Source organism: Fibrobacter sp. UWB15 (genome assembly GCF_900177705.1).
Classification (GTDB): domain Bacteria; phylum Fibrobacterota; class Fibrobacteria; order Fibrobacterales; family Fibrobacteraceae; genus Fibrobacter.
In genome coordinates, this window is record NZ_FXBA01000001.1 from 164,171 (window position 1) to 185,494 (window position 21,324).

General features: G+C 52.0%; 17 protein-coding genes. 13 read left to right on the plus strand and 4 right to left on the minus strand.

The window, feature by feature from the left end; genetic code table 11:
- Nucleotides 1-13 precede the first annotated feature (13 nt).
- From B9Y58_RS00705 to B9Y58_RS00730, 6 genes are all read left to right on the plus strand, one after another.
- Entirely contained in the window at nucleotides 14-856 is an 843-nt protein-coding gene (locus tag B9Y58_RS00705) for a cell division protein FtsQ/DivIB (RefSeq protein ID WP_073053425.1), read from the plus strand.
- Nucleotides 849-2,090, plus strand: a complete 1,242-nt coding sequence (gene ftsA / locus B9Y58_RS00710; RefSeq protein ID WP_073053426.1) for a cell division protein FtsA — start codon at nucleotides 849-851, stop codon at nucleotides 2,088-2,090. The genes B9Y58_RS00705 and ftsA overlap by 8 nt, the downstream gene beginning before the upstream one ends.
- 35 nt (nucleotides 2,091-2,125) lie before the next feature.
- Nucleotides 2,126-3,760 (plus strand): cell division protein FtsZ, encoded by a 1,635-nt coding sequence (gene ftsZ / locus B9Y58_RS00715; RefSeq protein ID WP_085534722.1) that lies wholly within the window; start codon nucleotides 2,126-2,128, stop codon nucleotides 3,758-3,760.
- 450 nt (nucleotides 3,761-4,210) lie between these two features.
- Nucleotides 4,211-5,767, plus strand: coding sequence for a hypothetical protein (locus B9Y58_RS00720; RefSeq protein ID WP_085534723.1), 1,557 nt, complete (start codon nucleotides 4,211-4,213; stop codon nucleotides 5,765-5,767).
- 86 nt (nucleotides 5,768-5,853) lie between these two features.
- The gene (gene purT, locus B9Y58_RS00725) at nucleotides 5,854-7,038 is read left to right on the plus strand and encodes a formate-dependent phosphoribosylglycinamide formyltransferase (protein WP_085534724.1); all 1,185 of its coding nucleotides are present in this window, start codon (nucleotides 5,854-5,856) and stop codon (nucleotides 7,036-7,038) included.
- 71 nt (nucleotides 7,039-7,109) lie between these two features.
- Complete coding sequence (locus B9Y58_RS00730) at nucleotides 7,110-9,407, plus strand: hypothetical protein (protein WP_144066146.1); 2,298 nt, start codon at nucleotides 7,110-7,112, stop codon at nucleotides 9,405-9,407.
- Nucleotides 9,408-9,453: 46 nt separating this feature from the next.
- Here the strand turns inward: B9Y58_RS00730 and B9Y58_RS00735 are convergent, their stop codons facing one another.
- Nucleotides 9,454-10,182, minus strand: coding sequence for an RsmE family RNA methyltransferase (locus B9Y58_RS00735; RefSeq protein WP_085534726.1), 729 nt, complete (start codon nucleotides 10,180-10,182; stop codon nucleotides 9,454-9,456).
- 103 nt (nucleotides 10,183-10,285) lie between these two features.
- On the opposite strand from B9Y58_RS00735, the gene B9Y58_RS00740 reads away from it, so the two are divergent.
- Entirely contained in the window at nucleotides 10,286-11,086 is an 801-nt protein-coding gene (locus B9Y58_RS00740; protein WP_085534727.1) for an HAD-IIA family hydrolase, read from the plus strand.
- 20 nt (nucleotides 11,087-11,106) lie between these two features.
- On the plus strand, nucleotides 11,107-12,060 hold the full coding sequence (locus tag B9Y58_RS00745; RefSeq protein ID WP_085534728.1) for a hypothetical protein: 954 nt from the start codon (nucleotides 11,107-11,109) through the stop codon (nucleotides 12,058-12,060).
- Nucleotides 12,061-12,131: 71 nt separating this feature from the next.
- Here B9Y58_RS00745 and B9Y58_RS00750 read toward each other — a convergent pair whose 3' ends face one another.
- Both B9Y58_RS00750 and B9Y58_RS00755 read right to left on the minus strand, forming a co-directional pair.
- Nucleotides 12,132-12,836, minus strand: coding sequence for an FISUMP domain-containing protein (locus tag B9Y58_RS00750; protein WP_085534729.1), 705 nt, complete (start codon nucleotides 12,834-12,836; stop codon nucleotides 12,132-12,134).
- A gap of 77 nt (nucleotides 12,837-12,913) precedes the next feature.
- Entirely contained in the window at nucleotides 12,914-13,720 is an 807-nt protein-coding gene (locus B9Y58_RS00755) for a phosphatase PAP2 family protein (RefSeq protein WP_085534730.1), read from the minus strand.
- Nucleotides 13,721-13,775: 55 nt separating this feature from the next.
- Between B9Y58_RS00755 and B9Y58_RS00760 the strand changes: the two genes are divergently transcribed.
- The 3 genes from B9Y58_RS00760 (at nucleotide 13,776) to B9Y58_RS00765 (ending at nucleotide 17,812) form a co-directional block, all read left to right on the plus strand.
- Nucleotides 13,776-14,723, plus strand: a complete 948-nt coding sequence (locus B9Y58_RS00760; RefSeq protein ID WP_233247790.1) for an ArsR/SmtB family transcription factor — start codon at nucleotides 13,776-13,778, stop codon at nucleotides 14,721-14,723.
- A 67-nt stretch (nucleotides 14,724-14,790) separates the two neighbouring features.
- Complete coding sequence (locus tag B9Y58_RS15000) at nucleotides 14,791-14,913, plus strand: hypothetical protein (protein WP_255396653.1); 123 nt, start codon at nucleotides 14,791-14,793, stop codon at nucleotides 14,911-14,913.
- Nucleotides 14,914-15,043: 130 nt separating this feature from the next.
- Nucleotides 15,044-17,812, plus strand: coding sequence for a YfhO family protein (locus B9Y58_RS00765; RefSeq protein ID WP_233247791.1), 2,769 nt, complete (start codon nucleotides 15,044-15,046; stop codon nucleotides 17,810-17,812).
- A gap of 92 nt (nucleotides 17,813-17,904) precedes the next feature.
- Here the strand turns inward: B9Y58_RS00765 and B9Y58_RS00770 are convergent, their stop codons facing one another.
- Complete coding sequence (locus tag B9Y58_RS00770) at nucleotides 17,905-18,120, minus strand: hypothetical protein (RefSeq protein WP_085534731.1); 216 nt, start codon at nucleotides 18,118-18,120, stop codon at nucleotides 17,905-17,907.
- Between the two features lie 67 nt (nucleotides 18,121-18,187).
- Between B9Y58_RS00770 and B9Y58_RS00775 the strand changes: the two genes are divergently transcribed.
- Nucleotides 18,188-19,558 (plus strand): tetratricopeptide repeat protein, encoded by a 1,371-nt coding sequence (locus B9Y58_RS00775; RefSeq protein ID WP_085534732.1) that lies wholly within the window; start codon nucleotides 18,188-18,190, stop codon nucleotides 19,556-19,558.
- 220 nt (nucleotides 19,559-19,778) lie between these two features.
- A complete protein-coding gene (locus B9Y58_RS00780; protein WP_158278294.1) occupies nucleotides 19,779-21,323 on the plus strand; it encodes a family 16 glycosylhydrolase in 1,545 nt (514 codons plus the stop codon).
- Nucleotide 21,324 lies beyond the last annotated feature (1 nt).

The window sequence follows — 21,324 nt, forward strand, 5'->3', positions numbered from 1 at the left end:
TGGGGAGAGAAAGTTGACTGGAAGTAAAACCACATTGCTTGGCCGCCGAATTGGCACCAACGAGCGCCTGCGCAAACAGGAACGTGTTCGCAAAGTGAAACACGGGTTTGAATGCGTATGGAGTTGGTTCAAGCACCGTGGCTGGATTCTGGCTGTGGTCCTAGTGATTCTTTCTGCTTTGGCAATACACAACCGTTTCTACTTGCAACGATTCAATCCGCTGGAACTACGCCACTTGCAGTATGTGGAAATTGAAGGCAACCGTATGCTTTCTTGGGAAGACGTGATGCAGAGTGCCCAGGTAGAAACTGGCATGCTTATGTCGGAACTGAACGCCGATTCCGTTGAAGCGGCTTTGGCTCAGCTCCCTATGATATTGTCGGTGAAGGTCGAAAAGAAATTCCCGTCTTCGCTCTATATCAAACTTCACGAAACATCGCCGGTGCTGACAGTACTTTCGGAAGGTCGCGCAATGATCTACTCCGAAAAGGGTTTCCCGCTGCCGTACTCGGTGGCGACTGCCATGAGGCTCCCGGTAATGGATGTGGCATCTATGGAACATGTGAAAACGATTACCCGTTTCTTGGTGGAAATGCGTAATAGCGATGCTGAACTTTATGAACGCGTGTCGCAGGTGACTTGGTCTACTGAAGACGATTGCATGAAGGTCTATTTCAGGGATGTGGGCTTTACCGCTCTCTTTAAGGGCCAGGAATCGAACAAAGATCAGTTTACGCTGTACAAGTCTCTAGAAAACGGATTCACGAAAGATTTGCAATGTGCCGGTGAGGTTGATATGAGGTTTTTGGGCTTTGCCTATATAAGAAATTATGATAAGAGGTGCGTCAATGGATGACAATAAAATGGACAAGAAAAAAGACGAATACATCTTTGGCCTTGACATTGGGGCTTCAAAGATAAACCTGTTCGTGGGTGTATCCGAAGGCGAAAGCGTTCGCGTTGTGGAATGCGGCGACTTTCCGCTGAAGAATGCAGACGACCTGGATTCCGTCGTGGAAACCTTGCAGCAGGCAGTCCAAGTCATTGAAAATACGACCCGTGTCGATGTGCACGATGTCTATGTGGGCATTGCCGGTAAGCATGTGCGTTCCTTGGATACCCAAGGATTGGTGACGCTTCCCGTTGGCGAAGTTCGCGAAGAAGATATCGAAAACGTGACCAAGCAGGCAAGCACCTTGCCGACGCAGGCCGGCGAAATCATTCATATTTTCCCGGGTGAATACACCTTGGATGACGAACCGCATATTCGCAATCCGAAGGGTCTTTCGGGCCGTCGCCTTAAAGTCGATGTCCAGGTGGTGACGGTGCGTCAGACCGCCTTGCAAAATTTGGCCAAGTGCGTGAACCGCGCGGGACTCAATGTGGCAGGCTTTGTCCTTGAACCGTTAGCTGCCGCAAGCGCCGTGCTCACCAACGATGAACGAGAACTTGGCGTAGCTCTGGTCGATATCGGCGCCGGTACAGCCGACATTGCCGTGTTCGTAAATGATTCCGTCCGCTTTACCTATTCTCTTGAATATGCGGGTAATTCCATCACGAGCGATATTAGCTGCTGCCTCAATGTTCCTATTGCTCTTTCTAAGGCCGAAGAAATCAAGAAAAAGTACGGCACCTGTACTATTAGCAATCTTATCGAAGATGAATCCTTCCCGGTGCCTGCTGTGGGCAATCGTGGCGATGTCTCGTGCTCGCGCAAGTTGCTTGCTGAAATTATTTCTGCTCGCGTCGGTGAAATTTTCAAGTTGCTTAGTGAACAGCTTAAGGCCCACAAACTGGACACCATTATTAATGGCGGTGTTGTGCTGACGGGCGGTTGCTGCGCTTTGGAAGGCATTGATGATGTTGCATGCAGAGTTTTCGGAAAGCCGGCCCGCGTTGGTCGCCCGAAAGGCATGAGTGGTATTCAAGATGCTTACCAGAACCCCTCTTATGCGACTGGAATTGGACTTTTGTACTACGCGAACAAGCAACATCGCGAAAAGAAGAATCGTGAAACGGGAACGCAAATCGCTGTATCTGTCAAGAAGGGATTCCAGCGTTTCATTGAAATCATCAGGACTTATTTATAACAAACACCAACACTCAACATCAGGGAGATAAACACATGAGTGAAATCGACAACATCAACTTCGAGGTAAAGTCTCGCATTATGGGCGAGGAACCATCTTTCAACAACGCCAAGGTCAAGGTGTTCGGTGTCGGCGGTGCCGGCGGTAATACCGTGAACCGCATGAAGCGTATGAACATCGATGGTGTGGAATACTATTCCATCAATACCGATGCAATGGCTCTCGACTTGAGCCTTGCTGACCACAAGATTCTGATTGGCGAAAAGACCACCAGAAACTTGGGTGCCGGTATGGATCCCGAAGTTGGCCGTAAGGCTGCAGAAGAAAATCTTGACGACATCAAGGACGCCATGAAGGGCGCTGACATGGTGTTCGTGACTGCCGGTATGGGCGGTGGTACGGGTACGGGTGCTGCACCGATCGTTGCAAACGTTGCACGTGAACTCGGTATTCTCACGGTCGCTGTGGTTACCAAGCCGTTCCGCTTCGAAGGTAACGCTCGTTCCACTATCGCACAGGAAGGCATCAACGCCCTGCGCGCTGCAGTGGATACCATCATTGTTGTGGAAAACAAGAAACTCTTGACGCTTCTCCAGGCCTCTAATCAGAAGGCTACCATGGATGAAGCTTTCAAAATGGCTGACGAAATTCTCGGCAACGCAGTTCAGAGCATTTGCGGTATCATGTTCCGCCACGGCCTTGTGCATGTTGACTTTGCCGATATCCGCAAGGTCATGCTCAAGGGCGGTTCCGCTCTCATGGGTACCGGTTACGCTCAGGGTGAAAACCGCGGTATTATGGCTGCCGACATGGCTCTTGCCTCTCCGCTTCTCGAAGACATCAACATCGAAGGCGCTTCTGGCGTGCTCGTGAACGTTGCCCACGGCGAAAACTACTCCTTGCTCGAACATAGCGACGCTATGGACCACATCTACGAAAAGGTCGGCGAAGAAGGCAACCCGAACATCATTATCGGCGATATCACTGATCCGGCTCTCGGCGACAAGGTTTGCATCACCATTATCGCTACCGGTTGCGGTGGCACCGCTGTGAACCAGCCCAAGGTCAGCTCCGCTGGCTTCGGCTTCGGTAGCTTCACTGTTCCGCAGCAGGCTGCTCCGGCTTCTGCCCCGGCACAGCAGGCTCCTGCCGCTCCCGCTGCTGTTCAGCAGGCCACTCCGCGTCCGACTGGTTTTAACTTCTTCGACTTCCAGACGAACAAGAGTGAAGCTCCGGAAATGTTCACCCGTCCGCAGTACACGCCCGCTTCTCAGTCGGCTCCTGAAGCAATGACTTCTTCTATTCCGTCTCTGACTGAAACGTCTGTAATGCGTTCTGTGAATGCAGCAATGTTCAGCTCTCCGGAATTTAACGCTGCCGCTCCGGCCGAAGAAGAAGTGGTGTCTCAGGGTTCCGAAACGTCTGAAATGTCTGCTGTTGCCGAAGAAGATCGCATGAACGGCGGTGTTCCCGCTTACGAATCTCAGTCTGCTCAGTACGACATGCCTGCTTACGCTCGCAATGCCGCCAATGGCGCTACTGTGACCATGGAACGTCCTGCCGCTACCCGTCAGGAAGTTGCTGAAGAAGTTGCTCCGGCTCCGTCTGCAATCGACTTCAGCCTGCCTGCCTACCTGCGCAACAGGAACATGAACGCAAACAACTTCTAATGAGTCTTGCTGAAAGAATCAGCAAGGTCTGTTCCGCGGCGAAAGCCCCGGTGGGTTTTGCTGAATTCCCCAAGAATTAAACACACACACACAACGAGTGCGCGGGTGCGCACTCACCACAACACAAAAGGGTCACCCGGGACTCCCTGCCTGGGTGATCCTTATTTATACCGCTCGCGCTCAATCATACAAGTACGTCCCCAGCGCGCTCGCTCTCGCCAACACGGCACGCTTGCGCTGTGCCGCTTATGGCTCACGTTATACCGTTCGCGCTCAATCATACAAGTACGTCCCCAGCGCGCTCGCTCTCGCCAACACGGCACGCTTACGCTGTGCCGCTTATGGCTCACGTTTACCGCTCGCGCTCAATCCGCTCGCGTTATGCTGGAAAACCTTAATTTGTCATGCCCGCGGAGGCGGGCTTCTCCTTTTTTACTTAAATTTCTTTCTATGAAATTGAAGTCCTTATTTTTTGGTTTATGTGCTCTTGGAACGGCTTTGGCTTTTGCAGAGTCTTCGGATTCTGCTACGTACAAGGGCTATTTCCAGATTGGTACGGATTTCAACTTCGGTTTTAACGGTGGCCCGACGGATCCGACGTTCGCGGTCGATACGGCTGAATATTACGGCAACAACTGGCGCGGACTTCGTGTACCTCTAGAAAACGCCCGCAGCTACGAAGAACATATCGATCCGTTCTTTACGCTTAGCTTTCGTGCGGGCTATGGCGATTTCCATTTCTTGATGGAAGCGCCGCTGCGCAAAGATATCGAAGCCTGGTACGATAGTAAGCTCAAAACGAATTTTACCTACAAACCGAGCGAACTGGACATTGGCGTGCCCATTAACGCTTATGCCTTGTGGAACAACCCGGTGGGTTACGTGCAGTTGGGTCGCTTTGACCCCGATCTCAAAGTTTCCCCGAATGACCTCGCTTTGGGAGGAACCCCTTACCACGATGGTTTGCATTGGAAGTTCAAGGCCGGTATTTTCCGCTATGACTTTTTGGTAAGCTCGTTAAACGCCTGGCTCTTTGACGATGTCCCGGGCGCTGCGGACGAAACAGGTTGCGTTTACCCGAAGGGCTCCGAAGCGGCCGAACAAAAGTGCCCCGCACACGGCAAGCAGGCGAGTAACCAGCGCGACCGCATTTACGACGACAACGTGAAAAATCTCGTGTACCACCGCATCGGTGTCGAAACGTCGCACTTTTGGACTTACATTATTGAAGAAAGCATGGTGGGCGGCAAGGATTTGGAATTCCGCTCCATGAATCCGTTCATGTTCCTGCACAACAATTTTGCGGGCGGCTACACCAAGGCGGTCACGACTTTTGAACTCGGCTTCACCCCGATTCGAACTTCCAGGTTCTATGGCCAAATCAACATGGAAGACATCAACAGCCCCGTGGGCGAAGATGACGACAAGGGCACGAACCGCAGCATGATCAGCTTCATGGCGGGCTACTACCAGGAAATTCCGACGCGCCGTTATGGCACGTTCTCTTGGCGCTTCGATGTGGTTCGCACTGACCCGTTGCATAACAACGGCCGCTTGCCTTTGCTGGAATATTCGAGCCGCCGCCTTTACCGCAGCAACTACCGCGAACAGGACGACCCCGATTACGCCGATATGTACTTTGTCGATTACCCGATTGGTTACCGCCGCGGCTCCGATGCGTTGGACATGTGGCTTGACCTCGGCTGGAAATGGGGGAGACATTCCCTCAAGATGACGCTTGCCTGGCTGCAGCAAGGCGACAAGGAACTTTACACTGACTACGATGTCGCCATTCAAGAAGAAAAGGCCCCGTCTGGTGTAAAGGAATCGCAGGCATTGGTCGATGCGCTTTATTCCATGCAGTATAACAGCTGGTTTGGCTTCTACCTCGGCGGTGGGTTCCGCAGTTACGAGAACCTGGCGCATGACAAGCATGAAGACGGCAAGGATGGCTGGATCCGTTCCGGCATCAAGATGACCTTTAATCCGGTCGACAAGAAGTTTTAAACGAAAAGAAACTCCCTTTTCCCTGCCTGCGTTCAAGTACCCAAGGTCTACTATTCCTATATTATTTGCAAACCAAGGAGTTTAATATGGCAGAAATCGGTACACCTCTAAGTTCTAGTGCCACCAAGGTGCTGTTTTGCGGAGCTGGCGAACTCGGCAAGGAAGTTATCATCGAGATGATGCGTCTCGGCGTCGAAGTGATTGCCGTGGACCGTTATGCCAATGCTCCCGGCATGCAGGTAGCTCACCGCAGCCACGTGATTAACATGCTCGACGGTGCCGAGCTCCGCCGCGTGATTGAACTTGAAAAGCCGGACTACATTGTTCCCGAAGTCGAAGCCATTGCGACCGACACGCTCGTGGAACTTGAAAAAGAAGGCTACAACGTCATTCCGACGGCCAAGGCTACCAAGCTTACCATGAACCGCGAAGGCATCCGCCGCCTTGCCGCCGAAGAACTCGGCATCAAGACGAGCCCGTACCGCTTCGCCGACAATTTTGAAGACTTCAAGGCGGCCGTCAAGGAAATCGGCATTCCGTGCGTCATCAAGCCGGTCATGAGTTCTTCTGGCCACGGCCAGAGCGTCATCAAGACCGAAGCCGACATTCAGAAGTCTTGGGACATTTCGCAGCACGAAGGCCGCACGGGCCACGCCAGCCGCGTGATCGTGGAAGGCTTCGTGCCGTTCGATTACGAAATTACATTGCTCACGGTTCGCCATGTGGCGGGCACGAGTTTCCTGGAACCGATTGGTCACCACCAGGTGGGCGGCGACTACCAGGAATCTTGGCAGCCGCAGCCGATGAAGCCGGAACTCCTGGAACAGGCCAAGGTCATTGCGAAAAAGGTGACCGACGCCCTTGGCGGTCGCGGCATCTTCGGCGTGGAACTTTTCGTGTGCAAGGACGAAGTCCTGTTCAGCGAAGTCTCTCCGCGTCCGCACGATACGGGCATGGTGACGCTCATCAGCCAGGATCTTTCTGAATTTGCGCTGCACGCCCGCGCTATCTTGGGCCTGCCTATCCCGAACATCGCGTTCCATGGCCCGAGTGCTTCGAAGGCAATCGTCGTGGACGGCAATTCCGATCATGTGAAGTTCGGTGGCTTGGAAGAAGTCCTTGCAGAACCTGACACGGCACTCCGCCTGTTCGGCAAACCCGAACTCAAGGGCCACCGCCGCCTGGGCGTGCTGCTTGCCCGCCGCAACACGGTGGAAGAAGCCAAGGCCCAGGTCATGGCCATGCGCGAAAAAGTCAAGGTGACGCTGTAGTTTTTTTATTGCGAGGGGAGAACCCCGAGCGAACCGTTACATCGTTTGGTGATTATTGAGAAGAGGATTCTATGAAAAAAATCCTATTTCTCGCTTTGACGTCTATGGCGTTCGCGGCCAAGACTGTTACGTCGTCGGTTCCCACGCTTGATACCGACGGTTGTTACGCCATTTCGACAGCCGACGAATTGTTCGGCTTTGCAGATATTGTGAATGCGTCTGAAACTCACGACGAATGCGGCAAACTCATGAATGATATTGCCGTTAATGAATTTGTCGGTAAAGGTGGTATACTCAGCGTAAAAGGGGATTCGGTTTTGTGGACCCCGATCAAGCTTTTTAGCGGTGTGTTTGACGGACAAAATCATACTATTTCGGGCTTGATGAACGAGACACAGGATTCTTCGGATGTAGGGCTGTTTGCAGAACTTCGCGGAAATTTAGGCGATGGCAATGCTCCTGAAAAAAAGGCAGTCGTGAAGAACCTGCGGTTGGTCCAAACGTATTTTTGGGGAGGTGAGGGTTGCGTTGGTGGAATCGCCGGAAAAGCCGAATCCGCTGAGATTCTGAATAGCCGATCTTCTAGCTTTGGAACTATAAATTCTCGAAAGATTACCGGTGGTTTGATTGGTTGTGCGAGTGATGTTAAAATAAGCGAATCGTCCAATCATGCCTATGTTTCTACATCGTCACGTGATACGGTTAATTCTGCTTCAGGAGGCTTGGTGGGCTTTAACAGCGGTAGTCTCTCTATTGTGAATTCTTACAATTCTGGCTCTGTCCGCGGTAACGTTGTTGGTGGTTTTGTTGGTTCTTCGGTAGGAAAATTAAATATAGTTAACTCAATTAATTTGTATGCAGTTTCGGGCACCTTTGAGTCAACGCCTGTTCGCATTTTAGGTAAGTACGATGAGGCCGAAACCTATGTTGATAATTGCTTTTATTATGGAGACCGTGAGCATGAGGCGAATTCTTTTGCGTCTTTGGCAGATGGAGATAATCTCGAAAATGGCGTGATAGCAATGTTGCTGCGTGGCTACAATAAGGATGGCGTAGATGGTTCTGTATGGGGACAACGTATTGGAGCGTCCGGTCTAGAATTAAGTGGAAAAATGTTGGTAGAGTATCATATAGATATGTATGATTTTGATTCCCTGGTGGTCAAGACTCCTGCACTTGTTGATGATTGCTACCAAATCGGCTCGACAGAAGAACTTTATGGATTCGCTGTTATCGCGAACATGTATTCGTATAAAAAAGTTCCTGTGTGTGGTAAGTTGACAAAGGATATCGTTGTCAACAAGGACATTCTCAAGAACGATACGTTGAATGGAGATAAATTCGGTCGAATTCGTTGGTATCCGATAAAAGATTTCAATGGATCATTCGATGGAGCAGGACATACGATATCGGGTCTGTTTTTTGAAAATGATTTTCCTGGCACCGCTGCGGCGGAATTACATATGGGACTGTTCGGCTCGGTTAAGGGAACCGATAGCCTTCGCGAAGTAAAAATTGAGAACCTTGGCATCGAAGATTCGTATTTGATGAGTGACAACGTTGCGGGAGCCTTTGTCGCGCTTGTCGATGCTGACCATAAGGGAACTTTGTCTATAAAAAATTGCCATTCTTCATCGTACGTGGGTTCGCTGACTTCGGGTGGACTTGTTGGAAAACTGAACGGAGGAAATCTCGTTATCGAACAGTCCTATGCGACAGGGCTAGTTGACGGTACTTTTAGCGGAGGCTTAATCGGTAATGCGTATGCGAATTTTAAAATTGTCAATTCCTACAGCGTTGCCAGTCTTCAAAATGGAAACGGTGGTGTGTTGATTTCCGGTGTCGGATATAACTCCAAGGGCCATGTTATCAATTCGTATGGACTCGATTTCGGTGCCAAGAAAATGTCACGAGAAGTTTTACCATTAGTCGCTCAAGTCGACGACGGTTCTTCTGTAGAATACGTCAATGCGTTCTCTGATAAAACGCTAGGTGCCGAAAGTTTCTCGGATGGGACTGTGGCCGTACAGCTTCATTACTACAACGCAGACGGCATCAATGGCGACGTATGGGGACAGAATGTGGGTACGGACCTTTATCCGGTCTTTAGCAAGACCGTCCCGGATAGTACCGGAAAGACTTCGTTTGTCGTTTCCCGCGCGGCGTCGCCTGTGAATGTTCGTAGCGCTGGCCGCATGGTTGAAATCTCGGGCGTGCAAGCGGGCGAGGGCTACGCACTCATGGATATGCAGGGCCGCCTGTTGCAGCGTGGTTTCGCAAGCGGTTCTGTTGTCGCATTGCGCGTGATGCAGCCGGGCAGCTACCTGATTCGGGTCGCGGGTCAAACGAAAGCGGTTACAATCCGGTAAGTGAAAACCCACGTCATTGCGAGGACCGCAGGGACGAAGCAATCTACTAAAGAATTTTTCCGAGTGCGATAATTGCAGCAGTGCGCGCACGCAAGCGCGTATTGCCCAAGTTCAGCAAGTGGACCTTCCCGTTCTGGAAGGTCTTTATGGCTTCTATTTCGCGCGGCGAGAATCCGCCTTCGGGGCCGACGAGTAAGGTGATGGGCGCATCATTCCCATTTGCGCCCGAGCCGTCGCCACTCAAGTTCAGTTGGCGTTCTCCGTCGATGTCGCAGAGAATCAAGTCGCCCTGGTAGCTTGCGAGCCACTTGTCGAATTCGACGGGGCCTTCGATTGCGGTCATCCAGGCCTTTTTGGATTGCTTGAGGCTCACGAGGCTCTTGAGTTCCGCGCGGCGCACTGTCTTCTTAAGGTCGGAATTCTTGGGCTCTTGCGAAAAGTCCGTGCGCAAAAAGATAATCTTGTCGATTTCGGTCTGCGCGGCATGAAAAACAACCTCTTCCAAGGCGTCGTCCTTGAGGCATGCGATTCCAAGCGACACCTTGGGCCGCGCTCTCTCCGATTCAATCACCGTATCCACCCGGACAACGCAAGCCTTGGCGTCGGCCACCTCGATGAGAGCATCCGCGTAATGCCCCACGCCATCGGACAGCTGCAAGACATCGCCCACGCACGCCCTGCACACGCGCACGGCGTGGCTGCTTTCGTTTTCGTCAAGGGTAATGGTGCCGGCTGTAATCAGCGGGCAATAAAAGCGGCTGTCAGGTGTCTTCATATTATAAAAGATAAAAAAAGACTGATTAAAACATCAATTCCTAACCACTAACCACTGCCTACTGTCTACTTCCGACTGTCTACTAATTACTATATTCATTCACATGCCGAAGCATGCTCCCGTAAAAGCAGTCGTATTCGATCTCGATGGTACCTTGTACCTGAGTGGCCGCCCTTACCCCAAAGCGGTAAAGACTGTCTGTCGCGTGGCAAAGCAAGTGCCGGTCTACTACTTGAGCAACAATACCAGCAAGTCGCCGGTCTTCTACGAAAACCGCCTCAAGGTCATGGGCCTCCCGCTTGCCGATGATGCAATCATCTCGGCTTTGTACCTTTCGCTCGACGCCATTCACGAAGAAGGCATCAAGAACGTATTCTTCTTTGCAAACCCCGAAGTCACGGAATGGTTTGCCGCGCAAGACCCCACGCTGAACCTGCACCCCGATGTCGCCGACACCGAACTCGTGCTCATCGCTTACCATAACAGTTTCGACTACCGCGAACTTTGCGAACTCTCGTTCCGCGTGCAACGCAAGATTCCGTTCTGGGTCACACATACCGACTTTGTCTGCCCCGATGCAAACGGCCCCGTGCCCGATATCGGAAGCTTCATGGCACTCCTCAAGACCGCTTACGGCGTAGAACCGGAACGCAGCTTCGGTAAGCCGAACCCCGCCATGCTCTCGGGACTTTTAAAGAAGTACAAACCCGAAGAAATCCTGTTCGTAGGCGACCGACTGTATACCGACTTTGAACTTGCCAAGCGTAGCGGCTGCCGATTCGTGCTCCCGCTCTGTGGCGAAACCAAACAGCAAGATTTGGACAAGCTGACCATCAAGCCCGAATTCGTGGTCGACATGGTGAGCGATATCGATTTTGATTCATTCTTCAAGGGTGAAATCTGATTTTAAAAAACGGAGAAAATATGATTAAGAATGTTGTATTGGCGCTGGTGCCGGCGATTGCCCTGGTTGCTTGCGGCGACGATTCCTCTTCCGGAACATTCAGCATGGAAAAGTCCTTCGAGATGGTTCTCGACAAGGCAAAGTACGACTATAACAAGAAGGATTCCACCTTCAAGCGAATAGAACCGGTCTGTAAAGAAGGCACGCTCGGCAACTTGGTCGGACCTGCCGAAGCGGACATGTGGGATACCCTTAAATACAAAGCCTACGAAAACAAGGGCATTGTGACCATCTTGAAGGGTAAAGATGTTGTAGGAAAGTACAACCTTAGTGACGGAACCTTCCCGAGAGGATTCTGGGGCGACGAAGACAATACCTCCAAGAAAATCCAAGGTGGCTTCCGCCTGACCAAGAAAAATGTAATGAACCGCGTCATTCGTTACGACGGCTCCTGCTTCATGAAGGATTACTATTCCGTATTCAACAAAGAAGTCAACGCGATCGAAAATATCGACGCCAAGCTCAAGGAATTCTACGGTCGTTTCCAGACAAAGGAAGGCCCGGTGGATGACAAGCAGATGCTGGCCGACATTCGCGCTATCGACTGCGATGAACTTTCCCTGTACGACGGTCTCGTAAAGATTCGTGTCCAGGACTTCAAGGAGTCTAAAGGCAGGATCGTTATTTCTTACGACAAGCGCTCCTGCAATGTGGACTTCCACCTGCGTTACGCTTTTGAGCAACAGGATTGCGAAGCCGCCTATGCCGACTACAAGGACAGCAAGAGCAAGGAAACGTTTGATTTCAACGATTTCTTCTTTGATGTCACTTACAGCGGCAATGACGAAGAATACTGCCTTGACTACCTGATTCTCGACCTCAAGAAAGAAAAGGGAATTCCGACCACCAAGTCAATCCAGCCGAAGGAATTCGCACGCGGAATCGTGAATTTGATGATTGGCGGCATGAAGTAAAAACAACTAAAATCGTACTAAAACAGAAAGGCTCCCTTGCGGGAGCCTTGACTTTTATACGGGTAAAATTCTTATCGGAGGTCGGCCACGCAGCGCACGTAGAGACCTTTGGAGAGGCTTTCGTCGGTGCGGTTGATGCTGTGGGCCATGCTGCGGAATTCCCAGGAACGGGCGGTGTTCTTTTTCACCTTGGAGGCAGACCAGTAGTGACCGGTGTTATCGCCTTCGCAGTAGCCGTCCCAGTCCTTGCAGCCGCCCTTGCCCAGGTTGTTCCAGTCGAGCTTGGACTGATCTTTCTGGTAGTCGCGCCATTCGCCGTCGTTGGGGAGGTGCCAGCCGTTGGGGCATGCCTTGGAGGCTTCCTTATGGCTGTAGAAACGTCCGAATTTCTTGCAGTTGCCTTCGTCTTCGAGCAGGCACTGCTTGGGGGTAGAAAGGCTGTAGGAGAGATTGTTCTTCATCCATGCCTTGTCGCCACGAATTTCAACTTTGTAGGTCTTGCCGTCGCGGGTGTCGGTAAGCGTGTTGCCGTCCTTGGAAATGTTCTTGCTTTCAAGGGCAAGCGCAAAAAGTTCTTCTTCGCTCAAATTCTGCTCGGGCTGTTCAAGCTTGGCGGCCTTGTCTTTGTGGACCAGGTTCGTCTTCTTGACAGACACCTTCGTCATCTTGTGCATGCCCATCTTCTTGGGACCGGCAGCAAAGCTTGCGCCGCAGCAAAGGGCGAGAACTGCAGTTGCAGCGACCAGATGATTGAACTTGATTCCAAACATTTCCATACTCCTGAGGCAATTTGTTGCGCCTACACTTTTGAATATATACAGGAGTTTTTGGAAAAGATTCTTACAAATTTATTTCAAAATCGGAGTGTGATGCCGGCAACATTTGGCCCTACCCAAAATGAGTACTTTTCGTCCCGATTTTTGTGCATTTCCAGAATTCCGAAGCTTACGCCGGTGCCGACAAGCGCTCCGACCAACACATCCGTAAAGTAATGTTTACCTGCAGCGATGCGGAGCACGCTTTCGAGGGTGGCGAGCGAATAGGCGCTAGCCCTCATGATTCCTTTGTAGGGGGAGTTCGGGTAGGCAGTCCTGAACCATTGGTCGGTAAAGGTGGCGACTGTAAAAGCGGCGGTCGCATGCCCCGAAAAGAACGACCTGTAGGCTTCCGATTTGGCGCTTTCGGCCTTTTCACGCCCTTCGCCCGATTCGGCATACATGTAGGGGCGTGGCCAGATTTCAAGCGAGCGCATGGCCACGTTGATTCCGTTTCCTATGCCAATGGCCTGCACAAACATCACGGTAAAGGTGGCGAATTCTTTCCCGGTGGAACTTCCGTCGTGCCAGGCGATGCCGCCGACCACCAGCGGGGCAATGGCTAAAACGGACCCGATGTCGCTTGCCTTGTCGGCAGTTTCGCTGTAGCGACCGGCCAGGGGCTTGTCCCAGGGCAAAAGGTCGCCTTTGTCTTTTAGCGTTTCGGGGGTATCCATGCGGGAATAAAGGAACATGCCAATCCCGAACATGCCGCCCGCGGCCAATGTGACCGGGAGATCTGTTTCAAAGTTCAGCTCGTATGTAGGGCGTTCCACTTCAGAAGCTTGCGCAAAAACCATCAGGAACAGAATACCTACAATCGATGACCTTTTGAAAAATTTCATACAGCCCCTAAGCTAAAAAAATTATATTGCTTTATCGTAAACGAATGGAGCTTTTGTGGCAGATTCTTTAAATACTCGCGAACCGATTGTACCCAGCATGGACCTTTTCGGAGCCATTTCCGACGAAATGCGCCTCAAAATCCTGTTGCTTCTGGACCAGGCGGAATTCACCGTCAACGAAATCAAGGATATCCTGGATATTCATCAGAGTAACGCGAGCCGCCACCTGGCAAAGCTTTCTGCCTGCAATTTGCTCAAGGACCGCCGCGACGGCATCAAGGCCTATTACCGCCTGAGCGAAGAACTTTACCTGAGCACCCGCATGCTTTCGATGATTCGCGATGCCTACGAAGAACTCCCGGACAAGGACATTCTCAAGTGCCGTGCTGCCCAGGTGCTCGAAGACCGCACCGACAAGACCAAGGGGCAAATCCACAAGTTGGATCAGGCAGGCGGTAGCCTCAAGGCGCAAATCAGCTTGTTCAGCCAGCTCATGAATCCCTTCGAAAATGCTGTCGATGTGGGCTGTGGCGAAGGCGGCGACCTCACGCTCATGCTTTGCAACCGCTGCAAGCATGTGACTGCCCTTGACTGTGACCCGAAAGTGATTAGCGGACTCCAGAAGATTTTAAAGCAGAAGAATATCCAGAACGTGTCGCCCAAGGTGGCCGATATGGTCAAGACAGGCCTTCCGGATAACTTTGCCGACCTCGTTCTCATGAGCCAGGTGCTTCATCATGCAACAGACCCGCGCCTCGCCCTCAAGGAGGCTGTCCGTATCCTCAAGCGCGGCGGAACGCTTGCCCTGCTTGACTTGGCGCAGCACAAAGAAGAATCTTTCCGCACCACGCACGGTCACATTTGGCTTGGCTTTGACCGCAGCCAGCTCGAATTCTTTGTCAAGGAATTCAACTGCGAGGTCATCTCCAGCGAAATCATCCCGAGCGAAAACGAAGTCGACAAAAAGTTGCCCGTCATCTGCATGATTCTGAAAAAGAAATAAATTTTCTATTGCCTCTAGATAAAAAATTGTATATCTTTTGGTAAAGAGCTTTTTATAGGAGAATATCATGGGAAAGATCATCAAGTATGTCGCCATTGCCGCTGCATGTGTCATCTCGGCCTTTGGCGTGTATTGCCTTATTAAGTATTCTTCTGCCGACGACAAGCTTGAAAACAAGTCGGAAGAGTAGTTTTGAAACATTTTTTTGATTAAGACGGCTGGATTCCCGGCCGCCCTTTAGTCCTTACTTTGCTTGAACTTTTAGCTATTCTAAGTTCTAAGCTCTAAGCTCTACCAACTTCATTTACTACATTATCCGCATGAATTTCCTAAACAAGAAGCCCGCATTTTTTTTGGCGGTTTCCGCCATTTTCCTTGGAATTTTGCTGATCGTGTTCCGCGATTTCGCCTTCGACTCGAACCAGCTCATGCTCAACAGCGACCAGCTGAACGGTATCGGTAGCCGCATTCTGCGTGCCGAAAGTGCCGTGCTCACGGAATGGGACGATTCCCGCCTGGGAGGCGTGCCGACGATCGACGCCTTGTTCGCCGACGCTTACCATCCGCTGGTGTGGGTGCAGTTCCTGATGGACCCGGCCCGCGCCGTGGGCTTCAAGTTTATCTTGACCTTGTGGGTGGCCTTTATGAGTGCCATGGCTCTCGCCTGGAACCTGACGGGGAACCGCTGGTGGGCAGGGCTCCTCGGCATGCTTTACGCTTTTTCGCCGGAATTCTTTACCTACCTGTACGGTGGCCACGACGGCAAGATGATGGTCTTTGCGATTGCGCCTCTTGCCTTGCTTGCTATTCGCAAGGTGGTACGCTCGGGTAGTATTCCTTACATGATTGTGCTTGCGCTCTCGGTCGCCTGGATGATTTTGGGTTCGCACCTGCAACTTACGTACTTGTTCCTGTGGGGTGCCGGCCTTTATACGCTTTACGAAGTCGCCTTCCATTGCGATGCCCTAAAGACTCGCGGCAAGCGCCTTGGCCTTGCTGCAGTGGGCCTCGGCTTTGGCCTTGCGCTTTCTTGCTTCCAGATTGTGCCACCTTACATGTACACGACCACGCAGTCAGTGCGCGGTGACGATAGCCACACCAATTACGGCCACGCCGTGAGTTGGTCCTTGCACCAAGAAGAAATGGCGCAGATTCTGTTGCCGGGCTTTGTGGGTGTAGACGTTTACGAACAGAACGAAAAGACGGGTGACCTCGAAGGTTCCTCTTTCGTGAGTTTCTCGATGGACGAATACCGCAAGTTGCAAGGTGGTTCGCCGTTCTATTGGGGCCACAATGCGTTCAAGTTGGATCACAACAATGCGGGCGCGCTCCTTACCTTCCTCGGATTCCTTTGCCTGTTCTTGCCGGGTAAGCGTCGCTATGCGGCATTTTGGGGCCTAGGCGCAGTCATCGCCTTGAGCTACGGCATGGGCGATCATTCTCCGCTGTTCAAGTTGTGGTACAATGTGCTTCCCGGTGTCAAGAACTTCCGCGCTCCGGGCATGGCGCTGTTCTGGTTGCCGCTCTTGCTGGTGATGATGGCGGGCCCGGTTTTGAAGGCTCTCTCGGCCGAGGGCAAGACTCCTGAAGAAGCCGCCGAAGCCGAAGATAACCGGCGCGCCTTGTTGCATGGTTCTGCCATGTATGGCGTGCTCCTGGTGCTTGCCTTGATTGCACGTTTTGCCTGGACGACCTTTATTGGCCCTGTTGGCTTGGTGGTGATGATTCTTTATGCCGCCCTTTGCCTTGGCGTGATGAGCCTCGATGACCAGAAGAAAAAGTTCACGGTCGCAAACTTGACCGAGGCTTTCCAGAAGGGCCTTCCGGGAACTCCGCGTGCACTGCAGGCATGCATCTTTATTGGCTTTGCGTACCTCGGTGTGATGCTCATGAGCGGCCAGAAACTTTTGGAAGACCCGATTACGGCTCCTTACTTTAAGCCGCTGAACGAAATCGTGATGAATGCGACTGCCGGCAAGGCTGTCCCTGGCTTTGTGCTGGTGCTGGTGATTGTCGCGGTGACGCTCTTTGTAGCAAAGTGGAAGGCTCCGGTGGCTCACAAGGCGGGCGTTCTTGCGCTTGCCGCAGGTATCGAACTTTTCTTTATCGATGGAGCGTTCATCCAGAATGTTCCGGCAGGTGAATATTTGCAGCCGACTAATCCGGTGGTTGCCGCTATCAAGGCTCCGTACAAGGCTGATTCGCTGAATACGCCGCGAGTGCTTTCGCTTTCCCGCAACAAGGCCTTGAGCGGAAACATTTTCCCGCAGTATCATTTGCGCAATGCCGACGGCATTCACGATAACGAACTGGCGAGCTACCGCGCTTTCCGCGGCGGTCAGCAGGATGCGAATTACCTGATGAATATCAATGACCCGACGGCTGTGCACCCGTTCCTCGACTTGATGAACGTGGGCGCCATCATCTTCGATAGCCGTCAGGGAACGACCTACATGCCGATTCCGACGGCGATGGGCGAGGCCTACCTCTACGGCGAAGCCGTCGTGATGGATGACGATGCCGCGATTAAAACGCTCCAGACGCAGGCCGCCATTCGTGAACAGAAAACCGCCGAACCGGTGGCAGAATCCGTTGCTGACTCTGCCGCTGCGACCGCCGATAGCGCAGCCGCTGATTCCGCAAGCGCTGTGGCTGCAAAACCTGCCGCTCCTGAATTTGGAGATGTCCCGGGCAAGTTCTTCTACCGCGAAAAAGTTATTTTGTCTGAAATGCCGGAATTCGACGGCAAGGGCAGCGTGGCATCAAAGGGTCCGATTCAGGGTTCTGCAAAGCTTGTCGCAAGCCCCAAGATGGATACTCAGGTGTTCAACGTGAATGCTGACCGTGAAGGTTTCATGGTCGTCGCCGGCAACTATCACCCGTACTGGAAGGCTTATGTGAACGGCAAAGAAACTAAAGTCTACAAGGCGTTTGGAACTTTGCGCGCCGTGCAGATTCCGGCCGGCAATTCCGAAGTCCGCATGGAATACCGCAGCGCTCCGTTCCACAAGACGATTCTTGTGAGCGTGATTGCCGCCGTGTTGCTGATTGCCCTCGGCGCAGTCACCGCCGTGCGTTGCAAAAAGTAATTCACGAAGTAAACATCAAAACATAATTCGAAAGGACTGTTGTGAAACAGTCCTTTTTTGCGTTGTTGCGCTATTTCTGGAGACGTTCTTCCTTAGCCGACGCGTTCGCCCTTGTTGTTTGTTCCGGGGGGCGTCTTGATAAAGTAGATGACGCACGGGACAATGATGCAGGCGAAGTAGCAGACACTCATGAAATGGTTGAAAGCGTCGTTCATGTAGAGGCTTTCGGGAACGAGAAATTCATTGATGGCCATCAGGATGGCGGCCATGAAGATTCCGACAAAGATACGTGCAATCAGTTTGCTCATACCATGAATGTAGTATTTCTTGAGGCCCTAGCGGGAATTCTAAAAATAATTTTGCTAAATTAGGGGCATGAATATCCGATTTTCTGCGATTGCATTGGCATGTTTGGTGGGGCTGTCGTTCAGTGCGGACCCGCGAATGGAACAGGGCGCCCGTTTTGAGGCGAAAGGCGACTTTGAAATGGCGCTTGGTGAATACCGTGCTGTTCTGGCCGAAAACCCGAGAGATGCCGCCGCTTATTATGCCGCCGCGCAAGTTCGCATGAAAATGAAGGATTACAGCGGGGCACTTGCAAACTTCCGCCTTGCCTACAAGTTTGAACCGACCATGAGTGCCGCCTACGAAGGTGCTGCCAAGGTATATGAGGCTCTCGGTCAAAAGGCGAAAGCAGATGCCGAACGTGCCAAGGATCCGAAAAACAATCCTGTGGTAGAAGAACCGATTGAAGCGGCTTCTGTTGCTGAGCCCGCTCCGGAGCCTGTGAAGGCTGCTGAACCTGCCAAGGTCGCCGAACCCAAGCCGGAACCGAAGCCTGTGGAAGTGGCTAAGCCGGAACCTGTAAAGGCTAGCGCTCCTGCTGTTGCAGAACCTGTAAAGACTGAACCTGCCAAGGCTGAAGCCTCGAATGACCCGTTTGAAAAGGGCAAGGCTCTCTATGCCGAGGGCAAGTACAAGGAAGCCGCTCCCATGTGGCGCGAAGTCTTGCGCAAGCAGCCTGGGCACGCCGGTGCGTATTTTTATGCGGGCCTTACCCGTTACCAGCTCGGCGAAATGGACAAGGCTGAATTCAATTTGAAGAAGGGCCTTGAATACAAGGAAGAAGGCAACGACGCCAATTATTTTCTCGCCTTGATTGCAAAGAACAACAAGAAGCAGGATCAGGAACTCAAGTTCCTGGCTGCCTACATGAAGAAGGCCGCTCCTAGCGCCAAGTACCGCGCCGCTGCCGAAGCGCGCATTGCCGAAATCAAGGCCGAAAAGGAAGCGAAAAATCAGCCTGCCGCTGCTCCGGCAACTGAATCGGTGGCTAAGGCCGATGTGAAGGCAGAATCGAAACCGGTCGAACCCGCTCCGGCAAAGGTAGTGGAAGAAGCTCCGGTTGCAGAACCGAAGGTGGCCGACATTGCCGACGCTCCGTCGGGTGCGCCGACGCTTGCCAATGCAAACTTGCTCTACAGTGCCGGTAGCATTGAATCGGCGGTCAAGATGTACAAGGCTTTGCTCGAAACCGAACAGCAGCCCGAAGAACGCTACTTCACCATGTTGCAGCTGGGTAATGCTTACCGCGAACTCCGCGATTTCCACAGCGCCGTGGTGCGTTACCGCGAAGTCGTGCAGCAGTTCCCAGATTCTGACTGGGCGACCGAAGCCGAACGTGCGCTGGAAGATGCCGTGTGGCTTGAAAAGCACGCCTCGGAACTCCCGCGTAGAACGAGATAGTTTGATTGTCTTCCCGGGCGTTAGACCCGGCGGACAGCACTTAGAGCTTTGCTCTTTAGTGCGCATGGCCACCAGGGTGGGGATCTCCTTTTACGGATTCACAAAAATGAACGCTTGCAATCCTTATTGCAAGCGTTTTTTACTTGCTACCGATTTTTTTCTTTGTGAAAAGGCTTTTTAAAAGTATATTTAAGAGGCAAGTGTTGGGTGAGGATTGGATATGAAAAATCTTTTTGTTATATCAAGCATTGTGGCGTTGTCGGCCTCTTTTGTGTTCGCCGACCCGCCGGCGAATTTTAGCGGCTGGGAAAAAGTATTCGAAGATAACTTCGACGGCACCAGCCTCGACAAGAAAAAGTGGAACCCTACGTACAACTGGGGCCCGACGCATAACCACCGCGCCTACTGCGCCGAAGAGAACGTAATCGTCTCTGACGGTACACTCAAGCTTAAAGGCGAAAAGAAAGTCCACCCGAATGCCAACGGGAAAAAGGCGAAGTTTAACGACAAGGAAATTCCGGTAGACTACACGAGTGGAGCTATTGATACCAAGGGTCACTTCGAAGTCAAGTACGGTTACATTGAAGGCCGTTTTAAGGCCCCGTCGCAAAAGGGAACGTGGCCTGCCTTCTGGACTTTGCAAGACGGCTGGCCTCCGGAAATTGATATTTTGGAAATTCCTGCTTCGCGCAAGCAACACCATTACTACTTGCATTACACGGATCCGAGCTGGTACAATAGTCACGGCTCGGCGTGGGATCATGAAGCGTCTTTCGGCGGCCACAAGGACGACGACGTGGATCGTTCCGCAGGTTTCCACAATTATGGTGTGGAGTGGGATGAATCTACTTTAAGCTTCTACTTTGACGATAAGAAATTTGCGAGCTACAATCGCCCGACCGAAATCAAGCAACTCTCGGCGCAGTACATTATCGTGAACTTGGCGATTGGCGGCTGGGCTGGCGACGACATCGCCATTACGGCTGACAAACCTGCTTATTTCGAAGCGGACTGGGTGCGCGTGTGGCAGGCCAAACCTGCAAAGCCCGATACGGTTCGCATTTTCTCGATGAACTTTGGAACTTGCATGGTTAGAACCGCTGAAGACAAGCTTGCTCTCGGCGATTGCAATTCCGATGCTGCCGTCGTCACGATTACTCCGCTTTCTTCGACAACTTACCGGTTCGGCTTCGGTGACTTGTCCATTGATACTCCGAATGAATCTACCGAAGCGGGTATTACCATGGGCCTGTACAAGTGGAATGGTGGCGGACATCAGAAGGTTGTCATGGAGAAACAGTCCGGCTACGAAGGCTCCGTGGTGCGCATGAAGATGCAACACAGCAGCTTGTACTTGCGTGCAACTACAGACGGCGAGCGCGTGGTGCAGAGCTGGGCCGATGACTGGGAATGGAACCAGATGTGGCGTTTGCTTGGCAAGGACGATGTTGTTCCTTCGAAGGATACGACGAAGAAAGATACGTCTGCCTCGGATTCAGGCAAGACCGCAATTCCGTACCTAGGCAACTATGCCAGCGTGTACGGGACATCGGTCCATTACGCTGACGGCCAGTTGTTTGTCGAACCGGCAAGTGCGTTTAAGAATGGCGCGACTGTTCGCATTCTGGATTTGCAGGGCCGTGAAGTCATGCGTAAACGTGCGGAACATTCAGCGGTTCTCAATGTAGAGTCGCTTGCTCCAGGAATGTACCACGTAGTGGTACAAAGTAAAACCCGCACGGATATCCGGCGGTTCAAGAAATAAA

What these genes read in the sequence shown, in the direction of transcription:
- ftsA (WP_073053426.1), top strand. Translation starts at nt 849, where the DNA reads ATGGATGACAATAAAATGGACAAGAAAAAAGACGAATACATCTTTGGC.
- ftsZ (WP_085534722.1), top strand. Translation starts at nt 2,126, where the DNA reads ATGAGTGAAATCGACAACATCAACTTCGAGGTAAAGTCTCGCATTATG.
- B9Y58_RS00720 (WP_085534723.1), top strand. Translation starts at nt 4,211, where the DNA reads ATGAAATTGAAGTCCTTATTTTTTGGTTTATGTGCTCTTGGAACGGCT.
- purT (WP_085534724.1), top strand. Translation starts at nt 5,854, where the DNA reads ATGGCAGAAATCGGTACACCTCTAAGTTCTAGTGCCACCAAGGTGCTG.
- B9Y58_RS00730 (WP_144066146.1), top strand. Translation starts at nt 7,110, where the DNA reads ATGAAAAAAATCCTATTTCTCGCTTTGACGTCTATGGCGTTCGCGGCC.
- B9Y58_RS00735 (WP_085534726.1), bottom strand. Translation starts at nt 10,182, where the DNA reads ATGAAGACACCTGACAGCCGCTTTTATTGCCCGCTGATTACAGCCGGC.
- B9Y58_RS00740 (WP_085534727.1), top strand. Translation starts at nt 10,286, where the DNA reads ATGCCGAAGCATGCTCCCGTAAAAGCAGTCGTATTCGATCTCGATGGT.
- B9Y58_RS00745 (WP_085534728.1), top strand. Translation starts at nt 11,107, where the DNA reads ATGATTAAGAATGTTGTATTGGCGCTGGTGCCGGCGATTGCCCTGGTT.
- B9Y58_RS00750 (WP_085534729.1), bottom strand. Translation starts at nt 12,836, where the DNA reads ATGGAAATGTTTGGAATCAAGTTCAATCATCTGGTCGCTGCAACTGCA.
- B9Y58_RS00755 (WP_085534730.1), bottom strand. Translation starts at nt 13,720, where the DNA reads ATGAAATTTTTCAAAAGGTCATCGATTGTAGGTATTCTGTTCCTGATG.
- B9Y58_RS15000 (WP_255396653.1), top strand. Translation starts at nt 14,791, where the DNA reads ATGGGAAAGATCATCAAGTATGTCGCCATTGCCGCTGCATGTGTCATC.
- B9Y58_RS00765 (WP_233247791.1), top strand. Translation starts at nt 15,044, where the DNA reads ATGAATTTCCTAAACAAGAAGCCCGCATTTTTTTTGGCGGTTTCCGCC.
- B9Y58_RS00770 (WP_085534731.1), bottom strand. Translation starts at nt 18,120, where the DNA reads ATGAGCAAACTGATTGCACGTATCTTTGTCGGAATCTTCATGGCCGCC.
- B9Y58_RS00775 (WP_085534732.1), top strand. Translation starts at nt 18,188, where the DNA reads ATGAATATCCGATTTTCTGCGATTGCATTGGCATGTTTGGTGGGGCTG.
- B9Y58_RS00780 (WP_158278294.1), top strand. Translation starts at nt 19,779, where the DNA reads ATGAAAAATCTTTTTGTTATATCAAGCATTGTGGCGTTGTCGGCCTCT.